Below are 18,917 nucleotides of genomic sequence, written 5' to 3'. Positions count from 1 at the left end.
AACGGCATTATTGTTTTGGGATAACTTTTGGTATCAACAGGCCCTAATCACTTGATTACGCCCCGCCGTTTTTGCTTGATACAAGAGTTCATCGGCACGTTGTAATGTTTGATCCAGTGTTTCATTATTTCTCGTTGCAACACCACAACTAAACGTAACCACTAAATCACCCGCGGTGGTTTGCATAGGATTAGCTTCGCATTGTTCTCTAAACTTATCCATTAAGGTAGTCGTTTTAATGTCATCTAATCCTTTAAATGCCACCACAAACTCCTCACCGCCAAACCGGGCAACCGTAAAATTAGATCCAAATGCATTGTCTAGACGCTGAGCAAACTCAATTAACACCTGATCGCCAACATCATGGCCATGGGTATCGTTAATTTTTTTGAAATAATCTAAGTCTAATAATGCCACCGACAGTAAAGCGTTTTCAGAATCTTTGCTGTTGTGTTCGGAAAAAAAATACAGCCGAGTATAAATTTTAGTTAAATAGTCACGGTTTGCCTTGCTCCATAAATTTCGCATCATATCGAGCGAATCTAACGTATTGAGCACCCGACAATGAAACTCTTCATGAACAAATGGCTTTTGTAAAAAGTCATTTGCACCATTTTTAATAAACTTTGCCGATAAACTTTCGTCACTGTCATTAGACAAACCTATAATCGCGATATCTTCACGGTTATATTTTTCACGTACACGCAGGATCAACTCAACACCGTCAATGATAGGCATGTTGTAATCGGTGATCAGCAGTTGAATATCATCCTCTTGCTCTAGTATGGCAAGCGCTGCTTCACCGTCATTAGCTTCTATTACTTGAAAAAGGTGATGCTCAAGCAACATACGCACAAACTTACGGCTAACAACAGAATCATCCACTACCAGCACTTTTACCTGTTGATTGCGATATAACCTATCTATAAGTTTTACCACATACTGATAACTGTAACGGTTGTCTTTTGGTATGTAGTCAACAATACCTAATTTTAAAATTTCACGCCGCTGATCAGCATCGAGGTTGCTGGTTAACACAATACACGGTGTTTTATAAGCAGATAACACCAGACGCACAATGTCGCCATTAGATGCATCTGGTAGGTTCAAATCGGCAACGACAACAAAATACTGATGCTGCTCCAACAACGTGAGTGCACTGGCCATATCTGGTGCAATATCAACATGATAACCAAGATCTTGCACAATTAAATGTTTTAAGATTTTAGATATCGTTTCACTGTCTTCAACAATCAATATTCTCAATACATTGCCCTTTTATCTGATTATTAAATAAATTAACACTTCTCTAATACAATACTGCCAATCGAATACCCAGCACCAAATGAACACAACAAGCCTAAATCGCCGGTTTTAAAGTCCTGGTTATATTTGTGAAAAGCAATCACAGAGCCAGCAGAAGCCGTATTGGCATATTCATCCAAAACGATAGGTGCTTGTGTTGGTTCAACATTATCACCAAGCAGTTTTTTCACAACAAACAAATTCATATTAATGTTAGCTTGGTGTAACCATAAACGCTTAAACTCTTCAGGTTTTATTTGCTCGTCAACAAACTGAGCATCAAGGTGTTGATAAATCATCGGCAGTAACTCTTTAAACACCTTACGACCTTGTTGATGAAACAGCTTATCAGCACTGTTGATATTTGCTGGATCGCAACGATTAACAAAACCAAAGTTACTGCGAATATTGCTTGAGTAATCGGTTACACAACGAGTCGATAACACACTAAAGGCATTCGTCGATGTTGCTAGATCAGCACGCTCAACCACCACAGCAGTGGCTACGTCACCAAAAATAAAATGACTGTCACGATCGCGAAAGTTAATTTGTGGTGAGGTCAACTCAGGGTTAATCACTAACACACGACTTGCTGTACCTCCGCGTATTGCATTAACCGCATTCACAATTGCAAAGGTGGCTGATGAACATGCCACTAGCATGTCATAGGCAAAACCTTTCGTGCCCATGGCTTGTTGAATTTCAATGGCAATGGCTGGATAGGCTCGTTGGGTATAAGCACAGGCAACAATCACTAAATCGATATCTTCCGGGTTAACATTTGCCTGTTCTAAGGCTTGTTTGGCCGCAGCTATGCCCATTTCCGCTTGCATGGATAATGCTTCAGATGGTTGATCGGCTATTAATGGCATCATGATATTGGTGTCTAAAATACCGTCTTTAACCATCACATAGCGGCTTTTAATGCCTGATGCTTTTTCAATAAACTCACTTGAAGAGTATGCCAATGCGGCTGTCGTCCCCGCCTCTATCTCTGCGGCATGTTGTTGGTTATATTGATCAACATAACTGTTGTAGCAAGTGACCAATTCGTCATTAGACACACTATGCGGTGGTGTGTACAAACCACTACCAGAAATCACAACTTTATTCATTTTGCTCTACCATTATTTGTGAGTAAGAGAGTTAATGCTCATTAGCAACAAGACGGTCCCCTGATGTGAGTTAAGTATAATGATGTCATTACAATCACTACCCTCTGCATCTGTCTTATTGCTTTTGCGCGAGCTGAATTAACTGATTGCAGCTATTCTAGTATTTTATATTTTGTTTTCGTCATACTAAATTAAAATTGCATAATGGTCAGACCATCAATTGAGCATTCTTTAGCCTAAAAGGCCAATAACCCAGCAATAACTGCTGATTTAGTATAACAGCATAAACGCTAATAACTAAAAAGAATAAAGAAGAACAAACTTTCACTTCTAAATCCTGTCTATCTGATTATGATTGTTTGATGCAACCATAGGAGCAAATAATCCATGAGCAAAATTTTCGAAGATAATTCATACACTTTAGGTAATACCCCGTTAGTTCGTTTAAACCGTGTCAGTAATGGCAAGGTGTTAGCAAAGGTAGAAGCACGTAATCCAAGCTTCAGTGTTAAGTGTCGTATTGGCGCTAACATGATTTGGGATGCAGAGAAAAAAGGTTTGCTAACCAAAGACATCGAATTAATAGAACCGACTTCAGGTAACACAGGTATTGCACTTGCTTATGTTGCTGCTGCTCGCGGTTACAAATTAACATTAACCATGCCTAACACGATGAGCCTTGAGCGCCGTAAGTTACTCAAAGCCCTAGGTGCAAACTTAGTGTTAACAGAAGGCGCTAAGGGCATGAAAGGCGCGATTGATAAAGCAGAAGAAATTCGCCAATCAGCCCCAGAAAAATATTTAGTACTTGGACAATTTAGTAACCCTGCTAACCCAGAGATACATGAAAAAACCACCGGCCCTGAAATCTGGAATGACACCGATGGTGCTGTTGACGTATTTGTTGCAGGTGTAGGTACAGGTGGCACATTAACAGGTGTAAGCCGTTACCTTAAAGCACAAGGTAAAACCATTACTTCAGTCGCTGTTGAACCCGCTGACTCACCGGTTATTGCACAAGCATTAGCAGGACAACCGATCCAACCAGGCCCTCATAAAATTCAGGGTATTGGTGCTGGTTTTATTCCGGGCAACCTAGACTTATCGATTATTGACCGTGTTGAAGCAGTCACTAACGAAGAGTCTATTGAAATGGCACGCCGCTTAATGAAAGAAGAAGGTATCTTAGTGGGTATTTCTTCAGGCGCTGCTGTTGTTGCAGCAAACCGTATTGCTGCGTTACCAGAATTTGCAGACAAGACCATTGTGGTTGTTCTACCGTCGGCTGCAGAGCGTTATTTATCATCAGTATTATTTGCTGGTGAATTTGGCGATAGCGAAAACGTACAGTAAATACACCACATACCAGCGTACAATTGTTTGGGTTTAGCTCAAACACCTTATCGGTATCACTAAAAAGCCAGCAAAAAATTGCTGGCTTTTTTATATATTGAGATGCATAAACAATCAATAAAATTGCATATCCAACACCTGGATTACATTTTTGGTTGAAATTTCTCAGCAAGCGTAATGGCATTAACCTATTTTTATATAATGTATGCAATATGCCATTGTGCTATTTATCATCACGTTTATCGTTAAATATCCCATTATTAAATAAATTCATCTTATTTTTTAAATAAATTTAAATTACATATCATCAACAATATTAGATTAAAAAACCGTCTGCGAATTTATTATTAACATTATTTACCAACACCTCGATAACAATATCAACTTTTGTAAATGCAATAATTTACAAATTTGTATTTAAGTCGCCCACTTGTTGATTTTTTGTATTTAAAAATAACGACATAAGTTAACTCTTAACTGGAAACGATTAAACTTTACAGTGTTGTTTTTTATTTCGTTAATGGTTATATCCATGTACGTGTAATGTTATGTCAACTTGCTCAGCAATATATTGACAACAATTACACCATAATAAAAAACATTTCTGGGAGTGATAAATGCAAGTTAATTCAAAATTAGCCAGTGCGGTTCGCATTGCGTTAATCAGTGGTGTAGCCTTGTCTGCCACCACATCAATCTATGCTGTTGCAGAAGAAACAGACGCATCAAATGTTGAACGTATTTCTGTTACGGGCTCACGCATTATTCGTGAAGGTGCAATCGCGCCAACACCTGTAACTGTTATTACCGGTGACGAATTGTTATCAACAGGTGTAACTAACATTGGTGAAGCGCTAAACCAATTACCTGCACTAGGCAACACCTACTCATTGGCAAACTCTGGTCGTTTTATTGGTACTTCTGGACTTAACTTACTTGATTTAAGAAGCATGGGTACTGCTAGAACCCTAGTGCTAGTTAATGGTAAGCGCCATGTATCAAGCTCTGCGGGTACTTCATCTGTTGACGTCAATACCATCCCAAGTGTGTGGATTGATAAAGTAGAAGTGATCACCGGTGGCGCATCTGCAATTTATGGTGCTGATGCGGTAACAGGCGTGGTTAACTTTATTTTAAAGAAAAATGTTAACGGTTTAGATGTTTCTGCCACAAAAGGCTGGGCTGATGACAGCGATTTTAATAAAGATCGTTTCTCTCTTTCTTACGGTACCGATTTTGCGCAAGGCGATGGTAATATTGCTTTTGCCGTTGAGTACAGTGCACAAGATGAATTAGCCGCTTATGACCGCGAGCAAACTGCAACATCGTTTGCCAGTTTAACCAACTCAAGCCGCACCGTAGATAATAACGACCCAGCTGATCCTGATAAAATTTTAACGCCAAATGCAGGTCATTACAGCATCAGTAATGCCGGCACGTTTTATTTAGATGGTTGGAAAACCTTTAACGCTGACGGTTCAATGAAAGATGTGTACTTGGGCGAAAACGTTGATGGTATTCGTTGTGCCGATTGTGACTTCACTAACTTAAATCAGTTTGTTACCTTGCAGCCTGAATTTGAACGTTACAATATTAACTTCAAAACAAACTACCAACTAAACGATGATCACAACGTTTATTTTGAAAGCAAATACGTTAATAGTCAGTCAACTGACGAAGGACAACCTGCATTTTTCTTTGGTAGTTCAGTTAACAATGTCAGCATAGATAATGCCTTTGTTAGCCCAGAACTTGCGAGCTTAATGCAAGCTAATGACGTAGACACGATCAACGTTCGTCGCTTTATGACGGATTTAGGTGTACGTATCGAAGATGATACCCGTGAAACCCAACGCTACGTTTTAGGTATGGAAGGTGTTGTTTTAGAAGATTGGGATTACGATGTTTACGCTGTTTATGGCCAAACTGATCTTAAGCGTATTAACAAAAACAACTTAGTCTATAGCAATTACGCCAATGCGCTTGATTCAATTTTAGTTGATGGCGAAGCCGTATGTCGCGATGAAACAGCAAGAGCTGCTGGCTGTGTGGCTGTTGATATTTTTGGGTTTGGTGCTCCTAGCCAAGAAGCCATTGATTATATTAATACCACCTCTATCGGTACCTCGGTGATTAAGCAGACCGTATTAGGTGGCACTATGACAAACTCTGGTTTGTTTGAAATGCCAGCGGGTTATGTTGGGTTCTCTACCGGTGTTGAATACCGTAAAGAACAAAGTGAAATCTTTGAACCTGATAATGCTGAAGGAACTTTCTTCAACGTATTGGGTGAAGACAAAGGCGAATTTGACGTCAGCGAAGTCTTTGCCGAAATGACAGTGCCGTTATTAGCTGACTTACCTATGGTTCGTCAGTTAGATCTTGATTTAGCTGTTCGTTTTGCTGATTACAGCACCATTGGCAATGCCACTACCTGGAAAACAGGCTTAAGCTGGGAAGTCGACGACGAAGTTCGTGTTCGTACTACGTACTCTGAAGCAATCCGTGCACCTAACATCAGTGAGCTTTATGGCGCTGCGAGTCAAACGTTCTTTAGTGTTGATGATCCTTGCCGCACATCAAACCTAAATGACTTAAGTGATGCCTCTGTTCGCGAAGCAAACTGTGCCGCATTAGGCGTTTCAAGCAGCTTTGACTCAGATTATGATGACAAAACACTTGAAGGATTAAGTGGCGGTAATGAAGAGTTAAAAGAAGAAGAGTCAACAAGTTACACCTTAGGTGTGGTATATCAACCAAGCTTTATCGAAGGTTTGTCTATTACCACTGATTACTGGGATATCGAAATCGAAAACGCCATTAGCGCTGTAGGTGCTCAAGATATTCTTGACCGTTGTGTAGACTCTACATCAGGTATTAACAACGAATACTGCAGTTTGATTACTCGTGATTCAAGCACTGGCGAAATTACCCAAATTAAACAATTTGCGTTAAATATCGCTTCACTTGAAGCATCTGGTATCGACTTTGATATTCGCTACACCTTTGAAGCCTTTGAAGGTGACGTAACAACTAACCTGATTGCGACTCGTCTGCTTAAGCGTAATGATTATTCATTCCAAGATGAGCCAGACACTTATGAAGAGCTTGCTGGTACGGCTGGTTATGCAAAGTGGCAGGCTAACTTAAGTGTAGGTTATGCGATCAATAACTGGGACTATGCCTGGAGAACTCGTTATATCCAAGCGGTAGACTTGTACACTAACTACACATTAGATAACAATGCAAACCCAAGCAGCGCTATGGCCTATGGCGACTACTACATCAGTGATGTATCTGTGGCGTATAACTTTGACTCTGGCGTGACATTGAAGTTTGGTATCGACAACGTATTTAACCGTGACTTACCTTACGGTACTACAGGTACTGAAGAAGCAAGCTCAGCGTATGACAACGTAGGTCGTTTCTTCCACACCACAGCAACTTATAAATTTTAAACATTGATATGATGTTTTTGTAAGTTCTGTCTTTTAAACGGCATCTTTTGATGTAATGCCGCTCGCTTAACAGTGAGCGGCTCTTTTCTTATAGGGGTAACGTGGTGCTTTATATAGCACTTGTCTTGGAAATGGTTTTCGCTTTCTTTTTTTTGGTAGGATTAATCGCTTTCCATTCTCCCTAAGGTTTTGCAGCTTTTTAGGGATCGTTCCAGGTGTCCGTCCTGAGCACCATAGGAACTCATCTTGAATGAGTCTTAATGCATTGATAAAGCTTATTCTTAATGGCTCTACGTCATGAGATTCTGCCATCCTTTTCATTTCTAATCGAACTAGGTTATAAGAAATTAAGATTCCCCATAGTTCTTGATAAATACCTTCGACTTTTTGGCTTCTAAGAATGGCTTGATTATTCAGTTGACCTTGCTTGAGTTCACCATAACTCTGCTCTATTTCCCAGCGTTCCCAATAAACGTTAATGATATCTTTCAATGGGTAGGTAATCGGGCATTCTAGTGAGGTTATAAACCCTTTGATTTCTCCTTTAGGCACAGGAATAAGCACCAAACGAGCTTGCCAACTATCCCTAAGGTGAGGATATTTTCTTTTTGCATCAGGTGACACAGGCATTTTTATCAGTTTATCGTGCTCTGAGTATTCTTCTAAAACTTCGTACCTAAATTTGCTTTTTATTGGTGTGAGCCAGTGAGTATTCGCTCCTGCTCCACGCCATGATTCAAAAAGCTCTGCAGACATGAAACCACGGTCAAAAAGAGTCAAAGAATTATCTGGGGCTGAGCCTACAAGTTGTTGAGCATAAGATATTTCACTGTTTGTTATGGGGCCGAAGGCGGCATCAGAAATGAGGTGCGTTCGTGTTGACATGAGCGTCACAGCAAGGACCGAGGGGAATGTTGATTTACCTCTGGCGTAGCCTAACTTTTTATTATCTTCAGTTTCTGGCGTTTTAAATTGAGTGCCATCAACGCTAAGAAGCTTAAGACCGCAGACTGAGTCTGACTGTCCTTCAGCTTCCCAGTGAGTTGCCGTGGTGTGAAATAGGTACCGCAATGGTTCATAACCAATGCGCTGTCTAGCTTTAACAATGCTGCTCGTGGCTAAGGGGGGCAAATCGCCTTTTGAATCAGGAAAAGCCAATTCCAATTTATCGCAAACATCGCTAATAGAACGATTACGCATCAAACCAATCCCAAGTACCAACCAAACGGCTTGTTCAGCAGGGAATCTTCTCTTTCTGACGGCGGCACGGCCTGTTTGATTAACGGCTTCCGATACCCATTCGATAGGGATATTTTTGCGAAATGAGTCGATTGACTCTGGAAAATGCAATTCAGCAGTCGCTTGTAACTCTAAAGAAAATTCAGACATAAAAAATCGGCCTCAGAAATAAATCTAAGACCGATTATGAAGCCTAGAAAAGATCGTTCAAGTCGCTTAAACGATCGGCATTACATCTTTTGATGCCGTTTTTTTATTTGTATGTATGGGGGTAAAGCCCGCCTGTTTCTTGGATTACTGCTAATCTCGCCACAAAACTCACATTGATGACTATACCGTATAGCCAAAATGACCGACTATTGGCTCATTGGCTTTACTATCAATAGGTAATGTATGCATTTCACATTAAAACAAATCGCTGTTTTTGACGCAGTGGCCAGCCTAGAAAGTGTTAGTGCGGCGGCCAAAAAATTATCGATGAGCCAATCTGCTGTGAGTATGTCATTAAGTCAACTTGAGCATTTACTGGGACGTCCGTTATTTATACGTCAAGGAAATCGATTAATTTTGAGTCACTGGGGGCAATGGTTACGCCCAAGAGCTCAAAAGTTGCTCCAAGATGCCCAACAAATAACCCTCGGCCTACATGACCAACATATTATCAGCGGCACCGTTAAGCTATGCTCCAGCCAAACTGCAGCAGAACACCTACTCCCTCAACTTATCAGTAACATTGATAATGACTTTCCTGAACTCAGGATAGAGCTCGCGGTAGAAAACAGTGATCATGTTGCCAAAGAAGTACTAGATTACCAATTTGACTTAGGCATTATTGAAGGACGTATTGATGACAGTCGACTTCATCAAGAACCGTGGATAGATGACCACCTTGTCGTTGTTGCAGCCCCCCACCATCCCTTCGCTCAGCACCCCAAAACCAGCCTGTCTCAGCTAGAGCTCGCTAAATGGGTATTAAGAGAACCTGGTGCGGGTACACGACGCATTTTTGATGCAGCAATTCACGGATTGATTGATAAACTCAATGTGTGGAAAGAATATGAACAAGTCGGTTTATTAGTGAGCTTACGGCAGCGTAGCTCAACTTATTTCAATTAACCTGATTTAATCATTGTAACTAAATCAACCCGGTCACAATGATGCCAGATAAACTCCTTAACACCCTCGCTAACTTTGAACAGTGGCGAAGCAATAAACCTTCTCGAGGTAGTGCAATCCCTGAAAATTTGCGCCAGCAAGCGATCGCCCTTTTACCGCATTATTCAAAAACAACCATTGTTAAAAAGTTGCGTATTAGTCATGAGCAATTCAATACTTGGCTTACCGCCAACTCATCAAGTGATGTATCCAATCACTTTATTTCACTACCCAATGCAACGCCGATAACCGAGTCGCTTTCTATCTCCCTGAAGTTCAACAATGGCAATTCTTTAGCCGTATCTGGCGAAGTCAGCGAAACACGGTTTGCTCAGTTAATTGAGGCCATAAAATCATGATCCATTTAACCCGTCATAGCGACATTTTGATTGCTACCCAGCCCGCTGATTTTCGTCAAGGCATTGATGGGTTAGCTACGCTGTGTAAACAACGCCTTCATTGTGAGCCTCGCTCTGGTACCTTGTTTGTTTTTATTAATCGTAACAAAACCATGGTGCGCGCACTCGCTTATGAAAATAACGGTTTTTGGTTGATGACAAAGCGTTTATCTAAGGGCAAGTTCTCTGGCTGGCCAACCATTAATAGTGCCATGACGTCCGTGGACGCCAAACATTTACGGCAATTGCTCAGCGGGAATTACCACCCATTATAAATAACCGCTTGATTTCATTTTAAATGGGATCATACTCCATCCTCTTTTTTATTCCCGCAGGCAAAAGGCTTATTGTGGCAAAACCTTTTAACGATATCGATGCACAATCTCTCGATGATTTAATCAAGCGAGTGATTGAAGCCAAAGAAAATAATCTTGCGCTTAGCGCTGATGATTATCAGTTATTGCTTGATGCGTTACTGACATTAACAACAACACAAAACAAGCTAGCTGACCACGGTATCACCGTGCATAAATTACGTAAGTTACTTGGGATTGAAAAATCATCAGAAAAACAAAGCGACCTGTGTAAAGCACAGAAAAAAACCAGCAAGAAAAGTAAAAAACTAAAAACACAGGATGAAGACTTTACACAGGTCAAACCGGTTATCATCAAACATGCGTTAAACGAAGTAAATAAAGGGGATAGCTGCCCAGAATGTTTGAAAGGTAAGGTCTATAAAGTCGAGCCTGGCAGTTTGTTGCGCATTACAGGGCAAACGCCTTTTACCCCAGAGCAACATATTATGGAGCGCTTGCGTTGCAATGCGTGTGGTGCCTATTTCACGGCAAACCTGCCCGATGAAGTATTACATGACGGTAATAGTCATCAAAAATATGGTTACTCTGCGCGTGCGTTAATGGCGATTTATAAATACTTTGCAGGGCTACCTTTTTATCGTCAAGGCAACATCCAAAAGCTATTGGGCGTCAACATCACTGCGTCGACGGTGTTTGACCAAGTAGAGCTTGTCTGTGATGCGATTTATCCTGTTTACCAGCACTTGTTTGAGTTGGCTGGCGATGCAAAGCACTATTACTTAGATGACACCACCCACCGTATTCTTGACGCCAAGCCAGTTGAAAAGAAAGTACGTAATAGCGAGAAAACACGCTTGCGCTCAGGTGTTTATACATCAGGAGTGATTGCCAGCTTAAAAACGGGCCATGATATTGTGTTATTTGAAACCAATATTGGGCACGCAGGTGAGTTTATCGACCGCATACTCTACAAACGACAAGTCACTGTCGCACCGATATTAATGAGTGATGCGCTCGCCAGTAATCAGCCAAGTACTTGCGAGGTTGAAACATCACTTTGTAATAGCCATGCAAGGCGCCAGTTTGTCGATGTCATTAATCATTTCCCCGAAGAGGTTGAAAATATACTCACACTCTATGGTGAAGTTTGGCGCAATGAACAGACAACCATTGAACGTGAACTCACCGCACGCGAGCGACTTGAGTACCATCAGCAACATTCATTACCCATACTTGAAGCGATTAAAAGTTGGGGTGAAAAGCACTTTACTAATGAAAGCATTGAAGAAAATAGCGGTCTAGGCAAAGCTATCCGTTATTTTTTAAAACACTATGACGGGCTGAGTTTATTTTGCCATCACGAAGGGGTAAAAATAGATAATAACCGCATAGAATCGATGTTAAAAATAGTGGTGCGAGATAGAAAAAATGCGATGTTTCGTAAAAGCTTACTCGGTGCGAACATTGGCGATGTTATCACGTCGATGATAGCAACAGGCAATGAAGCAGGCATCAATGTATTTGATTACTTTACGCGACTGCAACGAGATGCGGATGATGCAAAAAAGCATCCTGAAAAATACCTACCTTGGAATTATCTCGACCAATACCAATAATAAACCGCTCATAATCAAGCAATGCTTGGGCCAGTGGCCTAAGTATTGCCGTGCCTGAAATTTAAGAAACCAGATTTTTTGCTTTATTACTTATGTCACGCCATGCTGCCGTAAGCTCACGTTTATTAAAAGCACTTGTTAAAAATGGAGTCTATTTAAGCTGCCTGCCCTATTTAGATATTGAAAAAGACGTATTTAAAGGTGAGTTGGTGGTGCTCAACACACCAGAGCTTAATTTAAATCGTCATTTGTCGTTTATATGGCGTCAAGATACGGGTGATAATCCGTTAAGAGCCTGCCTTATTGCTGAGGCCAAACGATTAGCAAAAAAATAGCATTAATAAAACAATATCCAAAAGCGTTATATCGACTATGCCAGCACAAGATATTTAGACCCACAATAAACGACGGGTAAATGACTGAATCAAAAATTCAAACCACTCAACGGATATGCACAGACAGTGCTAAAGTGTAGGTAATCTAGATAAAAAACACAGTTTCAGTGGGCTTTGTTTGTAAACATTATGGCGTAAATATGGCGTAAAATTGATGACTAAATGAACACATGCAACGGCAACAAATGCGATTACCCTTCTAAAAAATTAGGTTTTTCGATACTGCAAGAGGATAAATAAATGGACGACATTAAACTCTTTCTATCAAAGTTAGATAATGAGGCCAGGCAGAAAGATGCACATAGTCTGTTATCACTACTTGAAAGCGCATCGGGTTATAAACCCTATTTAATGGGAAGCATTATTGGATTTGGTCACTATCATTATCAATATGAGAGTGGCCGAGAAGGCGGATCTGCCGTCATAGCCTTCTCACCGCGTAAACAACATTTAGTGGTGTATATCATGCCAGGATTTGAAGCATACCAACAATTACTTTCAAAGCTAGGCAAGCATAAATTAGGTAAATCGTGCCTCTACATCAATAAATTATCAGATATAAACCTAACGGTATTCACTGAAATTGCAACACACTCGGTAAAGCACATGCAGCAAAAATACCATTGTAAAGCAAGCTAGTATGCTAATCACAAATACTATCACTGGATAGGAGAACCACATGGTTCATAACAATATGCTGGATATGCTTGCTCAATTTGAGCTGGTAATAACCCATGAATTTACCGCTGACAATTTAGCTGACGCTGATGGCGATAATATATTGATGCAAAAGCAATTTGAACAAGAAATTCAAATGGCGTTTGCAGAATGGGATATTGAGATTGAACTCGATAAAGACATTCACCATACCCAGGTTCAACACCACAGTTTTTTAGGCCGTTTACAGCGCAGCGCCCTGTTAAATACAGATGATGTAATTGACAATGATATGCTTTTACATCAAATGAAATCCGATGTCATTCAATGTTGTAATATGATTGCTTATGACACTATGCTCGTTTCGTTTCGGTGCCTGTAAACTTTGGCTATGCCAAATCAACTTGAAGATATTTGCTTCAGAGCATCGCCTTGTTTTCAGTGCTGGGCGCGGTAATGAAGCAACCTTACATCACCAATCAAATAACAACATTACCCTGCAACCTTGATTTGAACAAAAAACAAACGACACCATCCCGTATAAATGCAATTTATTGATCTAATATTAGCTTCAATTTGTTAACCAGCTCCCACTTCGAATAAACAAAACATCAACTTTCTTGATAGCAAGTGATGGTCTGCACGGCCTATGCTAAAATTAACAGGTAAATTGGTCTTACCAAGAAAAACACACACTATAAGGACATCACTGTGGCGCAATTTGATGAAAATGCATCGCAGTCGAGTAAGGTGATCTGAGCGCATTAAGCTCATTGGCTAGCTAACTTAATGGCCAACCGCCATCACTGCAATGGAACACACTCAACTTCATCAATTGATGAAATAACCTGTTCTTTTCGGAGAATGAGAAATTATGTCAGATACAAGCAATCAAGCAGCCACACCAGACAATGAAGCGAGTTACAGTGAACTTCACCGCCCAGCCAGTGAATTTGCAACGCGCGATGCCTACTTAGAAAACGAATTAAAAATAATGAAACCAAGGCGCTGGGGACTTAACCTTCCTGGGCGTGACTTTCGCTTTGAATGGGAAGACTTAGTCCCAGCCATCGCAGGTACTATTGGTATTACAGTAATGTACTCAGCGGTAATGGCTGCATGGGCGGCAGGGCTCAGTGAAAAGTGGGAGCATGTCAATCTGGGGGCTGAATTTGCCATTCAAATTGTGCGCGTAGAAATGCTTATTCCTGCATTATTGTTTTGTATTATCAGCTCGGGATTAATTAATCCACGTGCAAACCTTGGCGGAAATCACGGCCCAATGATCCCGCTCATTGGCACCATCGCCCTTGCTGGTGCTCATCCGTTAGCTTTAGCAATCCTTATCGGTATATTCGGCTTGTTGTTAAGCTATTTCAAAGGGGGTTCAAAACTGGTTAATCTCACCAGTAGTGGAGTTGCTGGCGGCTTATTGGTGTTTCTTGGCTTTATGGGCGCTAAGAGTCAAATAGGGTCGTTGTTTGATTGGGCTGGCGGCTTACAAGCGAAACACAGCTTAGATTATTCACTAGGGTATGTAGCCTTTATCATCCTGGTAATAAACGTCATAATCTATGCGTCATTAGCTAAGTTTGGCAAACGTTGGTTAGCCATTCCGCTGTGTTCGATTGCTGCCATTGCGTTAGCATTTGGACTGGGCGCAGGGCTTGATCTGCAATTTACTACCGCACCTGGTATCCCTAATTTAAACCCCGTTTACTGGTGGGGCTCTACAGAACACGGCTGGATGTTGGGCTTACCTAATATGGCCCACTTTATCGCCTCTCTACCTTTCGCCATTTTAGCTGTCGCAATGTGGTCACCTGACTTTTTGGGTCACCGTATTTTCCAAGAGCTCAACTACCCTAAAGGTGCAGAAAAAGTATTAATGGATGTGGACGACACGATGACCACATGCTCAATCAGACAGATGGTTGGTACAGCTGTAGGTGGCGGTAACATTACTTCATCTTGGGGAACATACATGATCCCTGCGGCTATCGCTAAACGCCCTATTCCAGCAGGCGCAATTTTACTCGGTAGTTTATGTATTATTGTGGCGATTGTAGGTTACCCAATGGATATCACCGTATGGCGCCCTGTAATGTCTATTGCGCTATTAGTCGGTGTGTTTTTACCGCTACTTGAAGCGGGTTTACAAATGGTAAAAGATACCACCAGCAGTCAAGCTGCCGGCATTTGTATTTTCGCCTCATTTGTTGCCAACCCAGTACTTGCTTGGGCACTAACAATGCTACTTGATAACAATGGTTTGATTGGCGATAAAGAGCGCCCTAAAACATTATCATTTGCTGACAGAATTGTGATCCCAGGCCTTGCATTTGTGATTTGTTTAGCTGCCATGCTTGCCGTAGGAATGATTGAAGGCATCCCTGCACTGCTATAATAAAACCTCACTCAAAAAACCACTAAAAAAGCGAAACAGATCATGTTTCGCTTTTTTTGTTGGCTGCTTAACGCCAAATAAAAAACGGTATTGTTAACCAGTTAACAGTTTTACCAATCCAATAACGAAATGTGCCGAAAATACCTATGGCTTGTGCTATTATTATTAGGTGGATAAATGGTCTTACCAATTTAAAACCATTGCCGGTTATTAGATCTGAAGCGTCATTAAAGTGAGTTAGGCATACCGATTGCCAAGAATGTCGCAGAAGCGGTAAACGACTCAGTCTAGCGAATGTTCCTAGACACTAGAATGCAAACATTTAACGGATAACAGCGCTTGTTTTACTTGAAAGGTATCCGTAATTAAACAACCAGAGGGTTAAGTAAATGACAGATAAAACCGAACTATTTGCCAATGCGTGGGAAGGTTTCGTAGCTGGCGATTGGAAAACAGAAGTTAACGTACGTGACTTTATCCAGAAAAACTATACGCCATACGAGGGTGATGAAGCATTCTTAGCTGGCGCAACCGATGCTACTTTATCGCTATGGGATAAAGTGATGGAAGGCATCAAGTTAGAAAACCAAACTCACGCACCTGTCGATTTTGATACTGATATGGTGTCAACCATTACCTCGCACGACGCAGGCTATATCAACAAAGATCTAGAAACGATTGTTGGTTTACAAACAGATGCACCATTAAAACGCGCCATGTTGCCTAATGGCGGCATTCGTATGGTTGAAGGTTCATGCCAAGCTTATGGTCGCGAACTAAACGCTGACGTGCAATATACTTACTCAGAATTACGTAAAACCCACAACCAGGGGGTATTTGATGTATACACGCCTGAAATCATGGCATGTCGTAAATCTGGCGTATTAACCGGTTTACCAGACGCATACGGTCGTGGTCGTATTATTGGTGATTACCGTCGTGTCGCGTTGTATGGTATCGACTATTTAATGCAAGACAAGTTTAACCAATTTGCATCTTTACAAGCTCAAATGGAAGCCGGTGAGGATTTGCAAAGTGTTATCCAGCTTCGTGAAGAAATCGCAGAACAACATCGTGCGTTAGGTCATATGAAAACCATGGCCGCTAAATACGGCTGCGATATTTCTGTTCCAGCTAAAAACGCGAAAGAAGCAATTCAGTGGACGTACTTTGGCTATCTTGCTGCAGTGAAAAGCCAAAACGGCGCTGCAATGTCATTAGGCCGTACTTCAACCTTCCTTGATGTTTACATTGAACGTGATTTAAAAAGCGGCTTAATCACAGAACAACAAGCGCAAGAAATGATTGACCATTTCGTAATGAAACTGCGTATGGTTCGTTTTTTACGTACTCCAGAATACGACGAATTATTCTCTGGCGACCCAATTTGGGCAACAGAGTCTGTTGCAGGTATGGGCCTTGATGGTCGTACACTGGTGACTAAATCAAGCTTCCGTTTCTTGCACACTCTTTACAACATGGGTGCAAGTCCAGAGCCAAACATCACAGTATTGTGGTCGACTCAACTACCACAAGGCTTTAAAAGCTACTGTGCTAAAGTATCAATTGACACCAGCTCAATTCAATATGAAAACGATGACTTAATGCGTCCGGACTTCGAGTCAGACGACTATGCTATCGCATGTTGTGTAAGCCCAATGGTTGTCGGTAAGCACATGCAGTTCTTCGGAGCTCGCGCTAACCTTGCCAAAACCATGCTTTATGCCATCAACGGCGGTGTTGACGAAAAACTTAAAATCCAAATTGCGCCTAAAGCAGATGCTATTACAAGCGATGTCCTAGAATTTGACGATGTGATGTCTCGTTTAGACGGCTTAATGGATTGGTTAGCTACACATTACGTGACAGCCCTAAACGCGATCCATTTTATGCATGACAAGTATTCTTACGAATCTGCATTAATGGCCCTTCATGACCGTGATGTACGCCGTACCATGGCATGTGGTATCGCTGGTTTATCCATTGCAGCTGACTCACTGTCTGCTATTAAATACGCAAAAGTTAAACCTATTCGTGATGAAGACGGTATTGCCGTTGATTTTGAAATCGAAGGTGATTATCCAAAATTTGGTAACAACGATCCACGTGTTGATGACATCGCGTGTGACTTAGTTGAACGCTTTATGGCTAAAATTCGCGATAAGAAAATGTATCGCAATGCCATTCCAACACAGTCTATCTTAACCATTACCTCTAACGTGGTTTATGGTAAGAAAACCGGTAACACACCAGACGGTCGTCGCTCAGGTGCCCCATTTGCACCAGGTGCTAACCCAATGCACGGCCGTGATGAAAATGGCGCGATTGCTTCATTAACGTCTGTGGCTAAGCTGCCATTTGCTCACGCTCAAGACGGTATTTCTTATACCTTCTCAATTGTGCCAAATGCATTAGGAAAAGATGACTCAGGTCGCCGTACCAACTTGGCATCATTAATGGATGGTTATTTTGCCAGCAAAGCCAATCGTGAAGGTGGTCAACACTTAAACGTGAACGTGATGAACCGTGAAATGCTTGAAGATGCGATTGTGAATCCAGATAAGTATCCACAATTAACCATTCGTGTATCAGGTTACGCTGTACGCTTCAACGCACTGACACCTGAGCAACAACAAGACGTCATTACACGTACTTTCACTAAAGGTCTGTAGTCTCTGCTAAAATGGGCTGTATCGACATTTCGATACAGCCTTTTTTTCGACATTAAGGAACCCCAATGACGTTAGGTCGCATACATTCAGTGGAATCATTTGGTACAGTTGATGGACCCGGTATCCGCTATATCACATTTATGCAAGGCTGCCTGATGCGCTGCCAATATTGCCATAACCGTGACACATGGGATCTAGAGGGTGGAAAGCTTATGTCGGTTGAAGAGATTATGGCTCAGGTGATTGCTTATCAGCCGTTTCTCGATGCCAGTGGTGGCGGTATCACCGCCAGCGGTGGTGAAGCAATACTCCAAGCACAATTTGTCAGTGAATTGTTCAAAGCATGTAAAGCGCAAGGCATTCATACTTGTTTAGATACCAATGGTTTTGTTCGTAAATATGAACCCGTCATTGACGAGCTGCTCGACAATACTGACCTGGTGCTACTTGATATCAAACAAATGAATGATGCCAAACACATCGATTTAACCAAAGTCAGTAATCATCGTACCTTGCAATTCGCTCAATACCTTGCCAAACGCGGTATTAAAACCTGGATACGCTACGTGGTAGTGGCTGGATTTACAGAAGATGTTGAGTCGGCGATTGAATTAGCTGAATTTATTAAACCTATGCAAAATGTTGAAAAAGTAGAATTACTCCCTTATCACGCCCTTGGGGAGCACAAGTGGCAAGCCTTTGGTGAAGAATATGCATTGGCGAATGTTCATGCACCGAGTGAAAAAACTTTGCAACAACTGCAACATGTTTTTTTAGAAAGAGGCATAAAAGCAACATATTAAACTAGATTATGGTCTTTTAAGGTAAAT

14 protein-coding genes and 1 pseudogene are annotated in these 18,917 nt (G+C 41.3%); 12 read left to right on the top strand and 3 right to left on the bottom strand.

The window, feature by feature from the left end; all coding sequences use genetic code 11:
• Positions 1-33 precede the first annotated feature (33 nt).
• Complete coding sequence (locus K8B83_RS10605) at positions 34-1,266, bottom strand: response regulator (RefSeq protein WP_223419955.1); 1,233 nt, start codon at positions 1,264-1,266, stop codon at positions 34-36.
• Between the two features lie 32 nt (positions 1,267-1,298).
• Positions 1,299-2,420, bottom strand: coding sequence for a beta-ketoacyl-ACP synthase III (locus K8B83_RS10600; protein ID WP_188737486.1), 1,122 nt, complete (start codon positions 2,418-2,420; stop codon positions 1,299-1,301).
• 387 nt (positions 2,421-2,807) lie between these two features.
• On the opposite strand from K8B83_RS10600, the gene cysK reads away from it, so the two are divergent.
• Together cysK and K8B83_RS10590 are read left to right on the top strand one after the other, a co-directional pair.
• Positions 2,808-3,773 (top strand): cysteine synthase A, encoded by a 966-nt coding sequence (gene cysK, locus K8B83_RS10595; RefSeq protein WP_188737483.1) that lies wholly within the window; start codon positions 2,808-2,810, stop codon positions 3,771-3,773.
• Between the two features lie 617 nt (positions 3,774-4,390).
• On the top strand, positions 4,391-7,231 hold the full coding sequence (locus K8B83_RS10590; protein ID WP_223419953.1) for a TonB-dependent receptor domain-containing protein: 2,841 nt from the start codon (positions 4,391-4,393) through the stop codon (positions 7,229-7,231).
• A gap of 66 nt (positions 7,232-7,297) precedes the next feature.
• Here K8B83_RS10590 and K8B83_RS10585 read toward each other — a convergent pair whose 3' ends face one another.
• Entirely contained in the window at positions 7,298-8,620 is a 1,323-nt protein-coding gene (locus K8B83_RS10585) for an IS4 family transposase (protein WP_223417409.1), read from the bottom strand.
• A gap of 243 nt (positions 8,621-8,863) precedes the next feature.
• On the opposite strand from K8B83_RS10585, the pseudogene K8B83_RS10580 reads away from it, so the two are divergent.
• The 10 genes and pseudogenes from K8B83_RS10580 to pflA form a co-directional block, all read left to right on the top strand.
• Positions 8,864-9,556: pseudogene (locus tag K8B83_RS10580) on the top strand (LysR substrate-binding domain-containing protein); the annotation flags it as partial.
• Between the two features lie 68 nt (positions 9,557-9,624).
• On the top strand, positions 9,625-9,984 hold the full coding sequence (locus K8B83_RS10575) for a hypothetical protein (protein WP_086904927.1): 360 nt from the start codon (positions 9,625-9,627) through the stop codon (positions 9,982-9,984).
• Complete coding sequence (gene tnpB, locus K8B83_RS10570; RefSeq protein ID WP_086904928.1) at positions 9,981-10,298, top strand: IS66 family insertion sequence element accessory protein TnpB; 318 nt, start codon at positions 9,981-9,983, stop codon at positions 10,296-10,298. The genes K8B83_RS10575 and tnpB overlap by 4 nt, the downstream gene beginning before the upstream one ends.
• 23 nt (positions 10,299-10,321) lie before the next feature.
• A complete protein-coding gene (tnpC, locus tag K8B83_RS10565; protein ID WP_223419095.1) occupies positions 10,322-11,956 on the top strand; it encodes an IS66 family transposase in 1,635 nt (544 codons plus the stop codon).
• 92 nt (positions 11,957-12,048) lie between these two features.
• Positions 12,049-12,291, top strand: a complete 243-nt coding sequence (locus K8B83_RS10560) for a LysR substrate-binding domain-containing protein (protein WP_398410805.1) — start codon at positions 12,049-12,051, stop codon at positions 12,289-12,291.
• Positions 12,292-12,591: 300 nt separating this feature from the next.
• Positions 12,592-12,990, top strand: coding sequence for a DUF1801 domain-containing protein (locus tag K8B83_RS10555; protein ID WP_223419951.1), 399 nt, complete (start codon positions 12,592-12,594; stop codon positions 12,988-12,990).
• A 40-nt stretch (positions 12,991-13,030) separates the two neighbouring features.
• Positions 13,031-13,390 (top strand): hypothetical protein, encoded by a 360-nt coding sequence (locus tag K8B83_RS10550; RefSeq protein ID WP_188737475.1) that lies wholly within the window; start codon positions 13,031-13,033, stop codon positions 13,388-13,390.
• 492 nt (positions 13,391-13,882) lie between these two features.
• Complete coding sequence (locus K8B83_RS10545) at positions 13,883-15,415, top strand: DUF3360 family protein (RefSeq protein ID WP_188737473.1); 1,533 nt, start codon at positions 13,883-13,885, stop codon at positions 15,413-15,415.
• A 389-nt stretch (positions 15,416-15,804) separates the two neighbouring features.
• Positions 15,805-18,087: a formate C-acetyltransferase gene (gene pflB / locus K8B83_RS10540; protein WP_188737471.1), complete on the top strand. Its 2,283-nt coding sequence runs from the start codon at positions 15,805-15,807 to the stop codon at positions 18,085-18,087.
• Between the two features lie 65 nt (positions 18,088-18,152).
• A complete protein-coding gene (pflA, locus tag K8B83_RS10535; protein WP_188737469.1) occupies positions 18,153-18,890 on the top strand; it encodes a pyruvate formate lyase 1-activating protein in 738 nt (245 codons plus the stop codon).
• Positions 18,891-18,917 lie beyond the last annotated feature (27 nt).

The organism is Shewanella inventionis, assembly GCF_019931735.1.
Classification (GTDB): domain Bacteria; phylum Pseudomonadota; class Gammaproteobacteria; order Enterobacterales; family Shewanellaceae; genus Shewanella; species Shewanella inventionis.
The sequence above is the reverse complement of the archived record's forward strand: the minus strand, read 5'-3'. Positions and strand labels throughout refer to the sequence as shown.

Bases quoted from the DNA above. Each gene is read 5' to 3' on its own strand.
- K8B83_RS10600 (WP_188737486.1), bottom strand. From the start codon at position 2,420: ATGAATAAAGTTGTGATTTCTGGTAGTGGTTTGTACACACCACCGCAT.
- K8B83_RS10560 (WP_398410805.1), top strand. From the start codon at position 12,049: ATGTCACGCCATGCTGCCGTAAGCTCACGTTTATTAAAAGCACTTGTT.
- tnpB (WP_086904928.1), top strand. From the start codon at position 9,981: ATGATCCATTTAACCCGTCATAGCGACATTTTGATTGCTACCCAGCCC.
- pflA (WP_188737469.1), top strand. From the start codon at position 18,153: ATGACGTTAGGTCGCATACATTCAGTGGAATCATTTGGTACAGTTGAT.
- K8B83_RS10550 (WP_188737475.1), top strand. From the start codon at position 13,031: ATGGTTCATAACAATATGCTGGATATGCTTGCTCAATTTGAGCTGGTA.
- K8B83_RS10575 (WP_086904927.1), top strand. From the start codon at position 9,625: ATGATGCCAGATAAACTCCTTAACACCCTCGCTAACTTTGAACAGTGG.
- cysK (WP_188737483.1), top strand. From the start codon at position 2,808: ATGAGCAAAATTTTCGAAGATAATTCATACACTTTAGGTAATACCCCG.
- K8B83_RS10545 (WP_188737473.1), top strand. From the start codon at position 13,883: ATGTCAGATACAAGCAATCAAGCAGCCACACCAGACAATGAAGCGAGT.
- K8B83_RS10590 (WP_223419953.1), top strand. From the start codon at position 4,391: ATGCAAGTTAATTCAAAATTAGCCAGTGCGGTTCGCATTGCGTTAATC.
- tnpC (WP_223419095.1), top strand. From the start codon at position 10,322: ATGGGATCATACTCCATCCTCTTTTTTATTCCCGCAGGCAAAAGGCTT.
- K8B83_RS10585 (WP_223417409.1), bottom strand. From the start codon at position 8,620: ATGTCTGAATTTTCTTTAGAGTTACAAGCGACTGCTGAATTGCATTTT.
- K8B83_RS10555 (WP_223419951.1), top strand. From the start codon at position 12,592: ATGGACGACATTAAACTCTTTCTATCAAAGTTAGATAATGAGGCCAGG.
- pflB (WP_188737471.1), top strand. From the start codon at position 15,805: ATGACAGATAAAACCGAACTATTTGCCAATGCGTGGGAAGGTTTCGTA.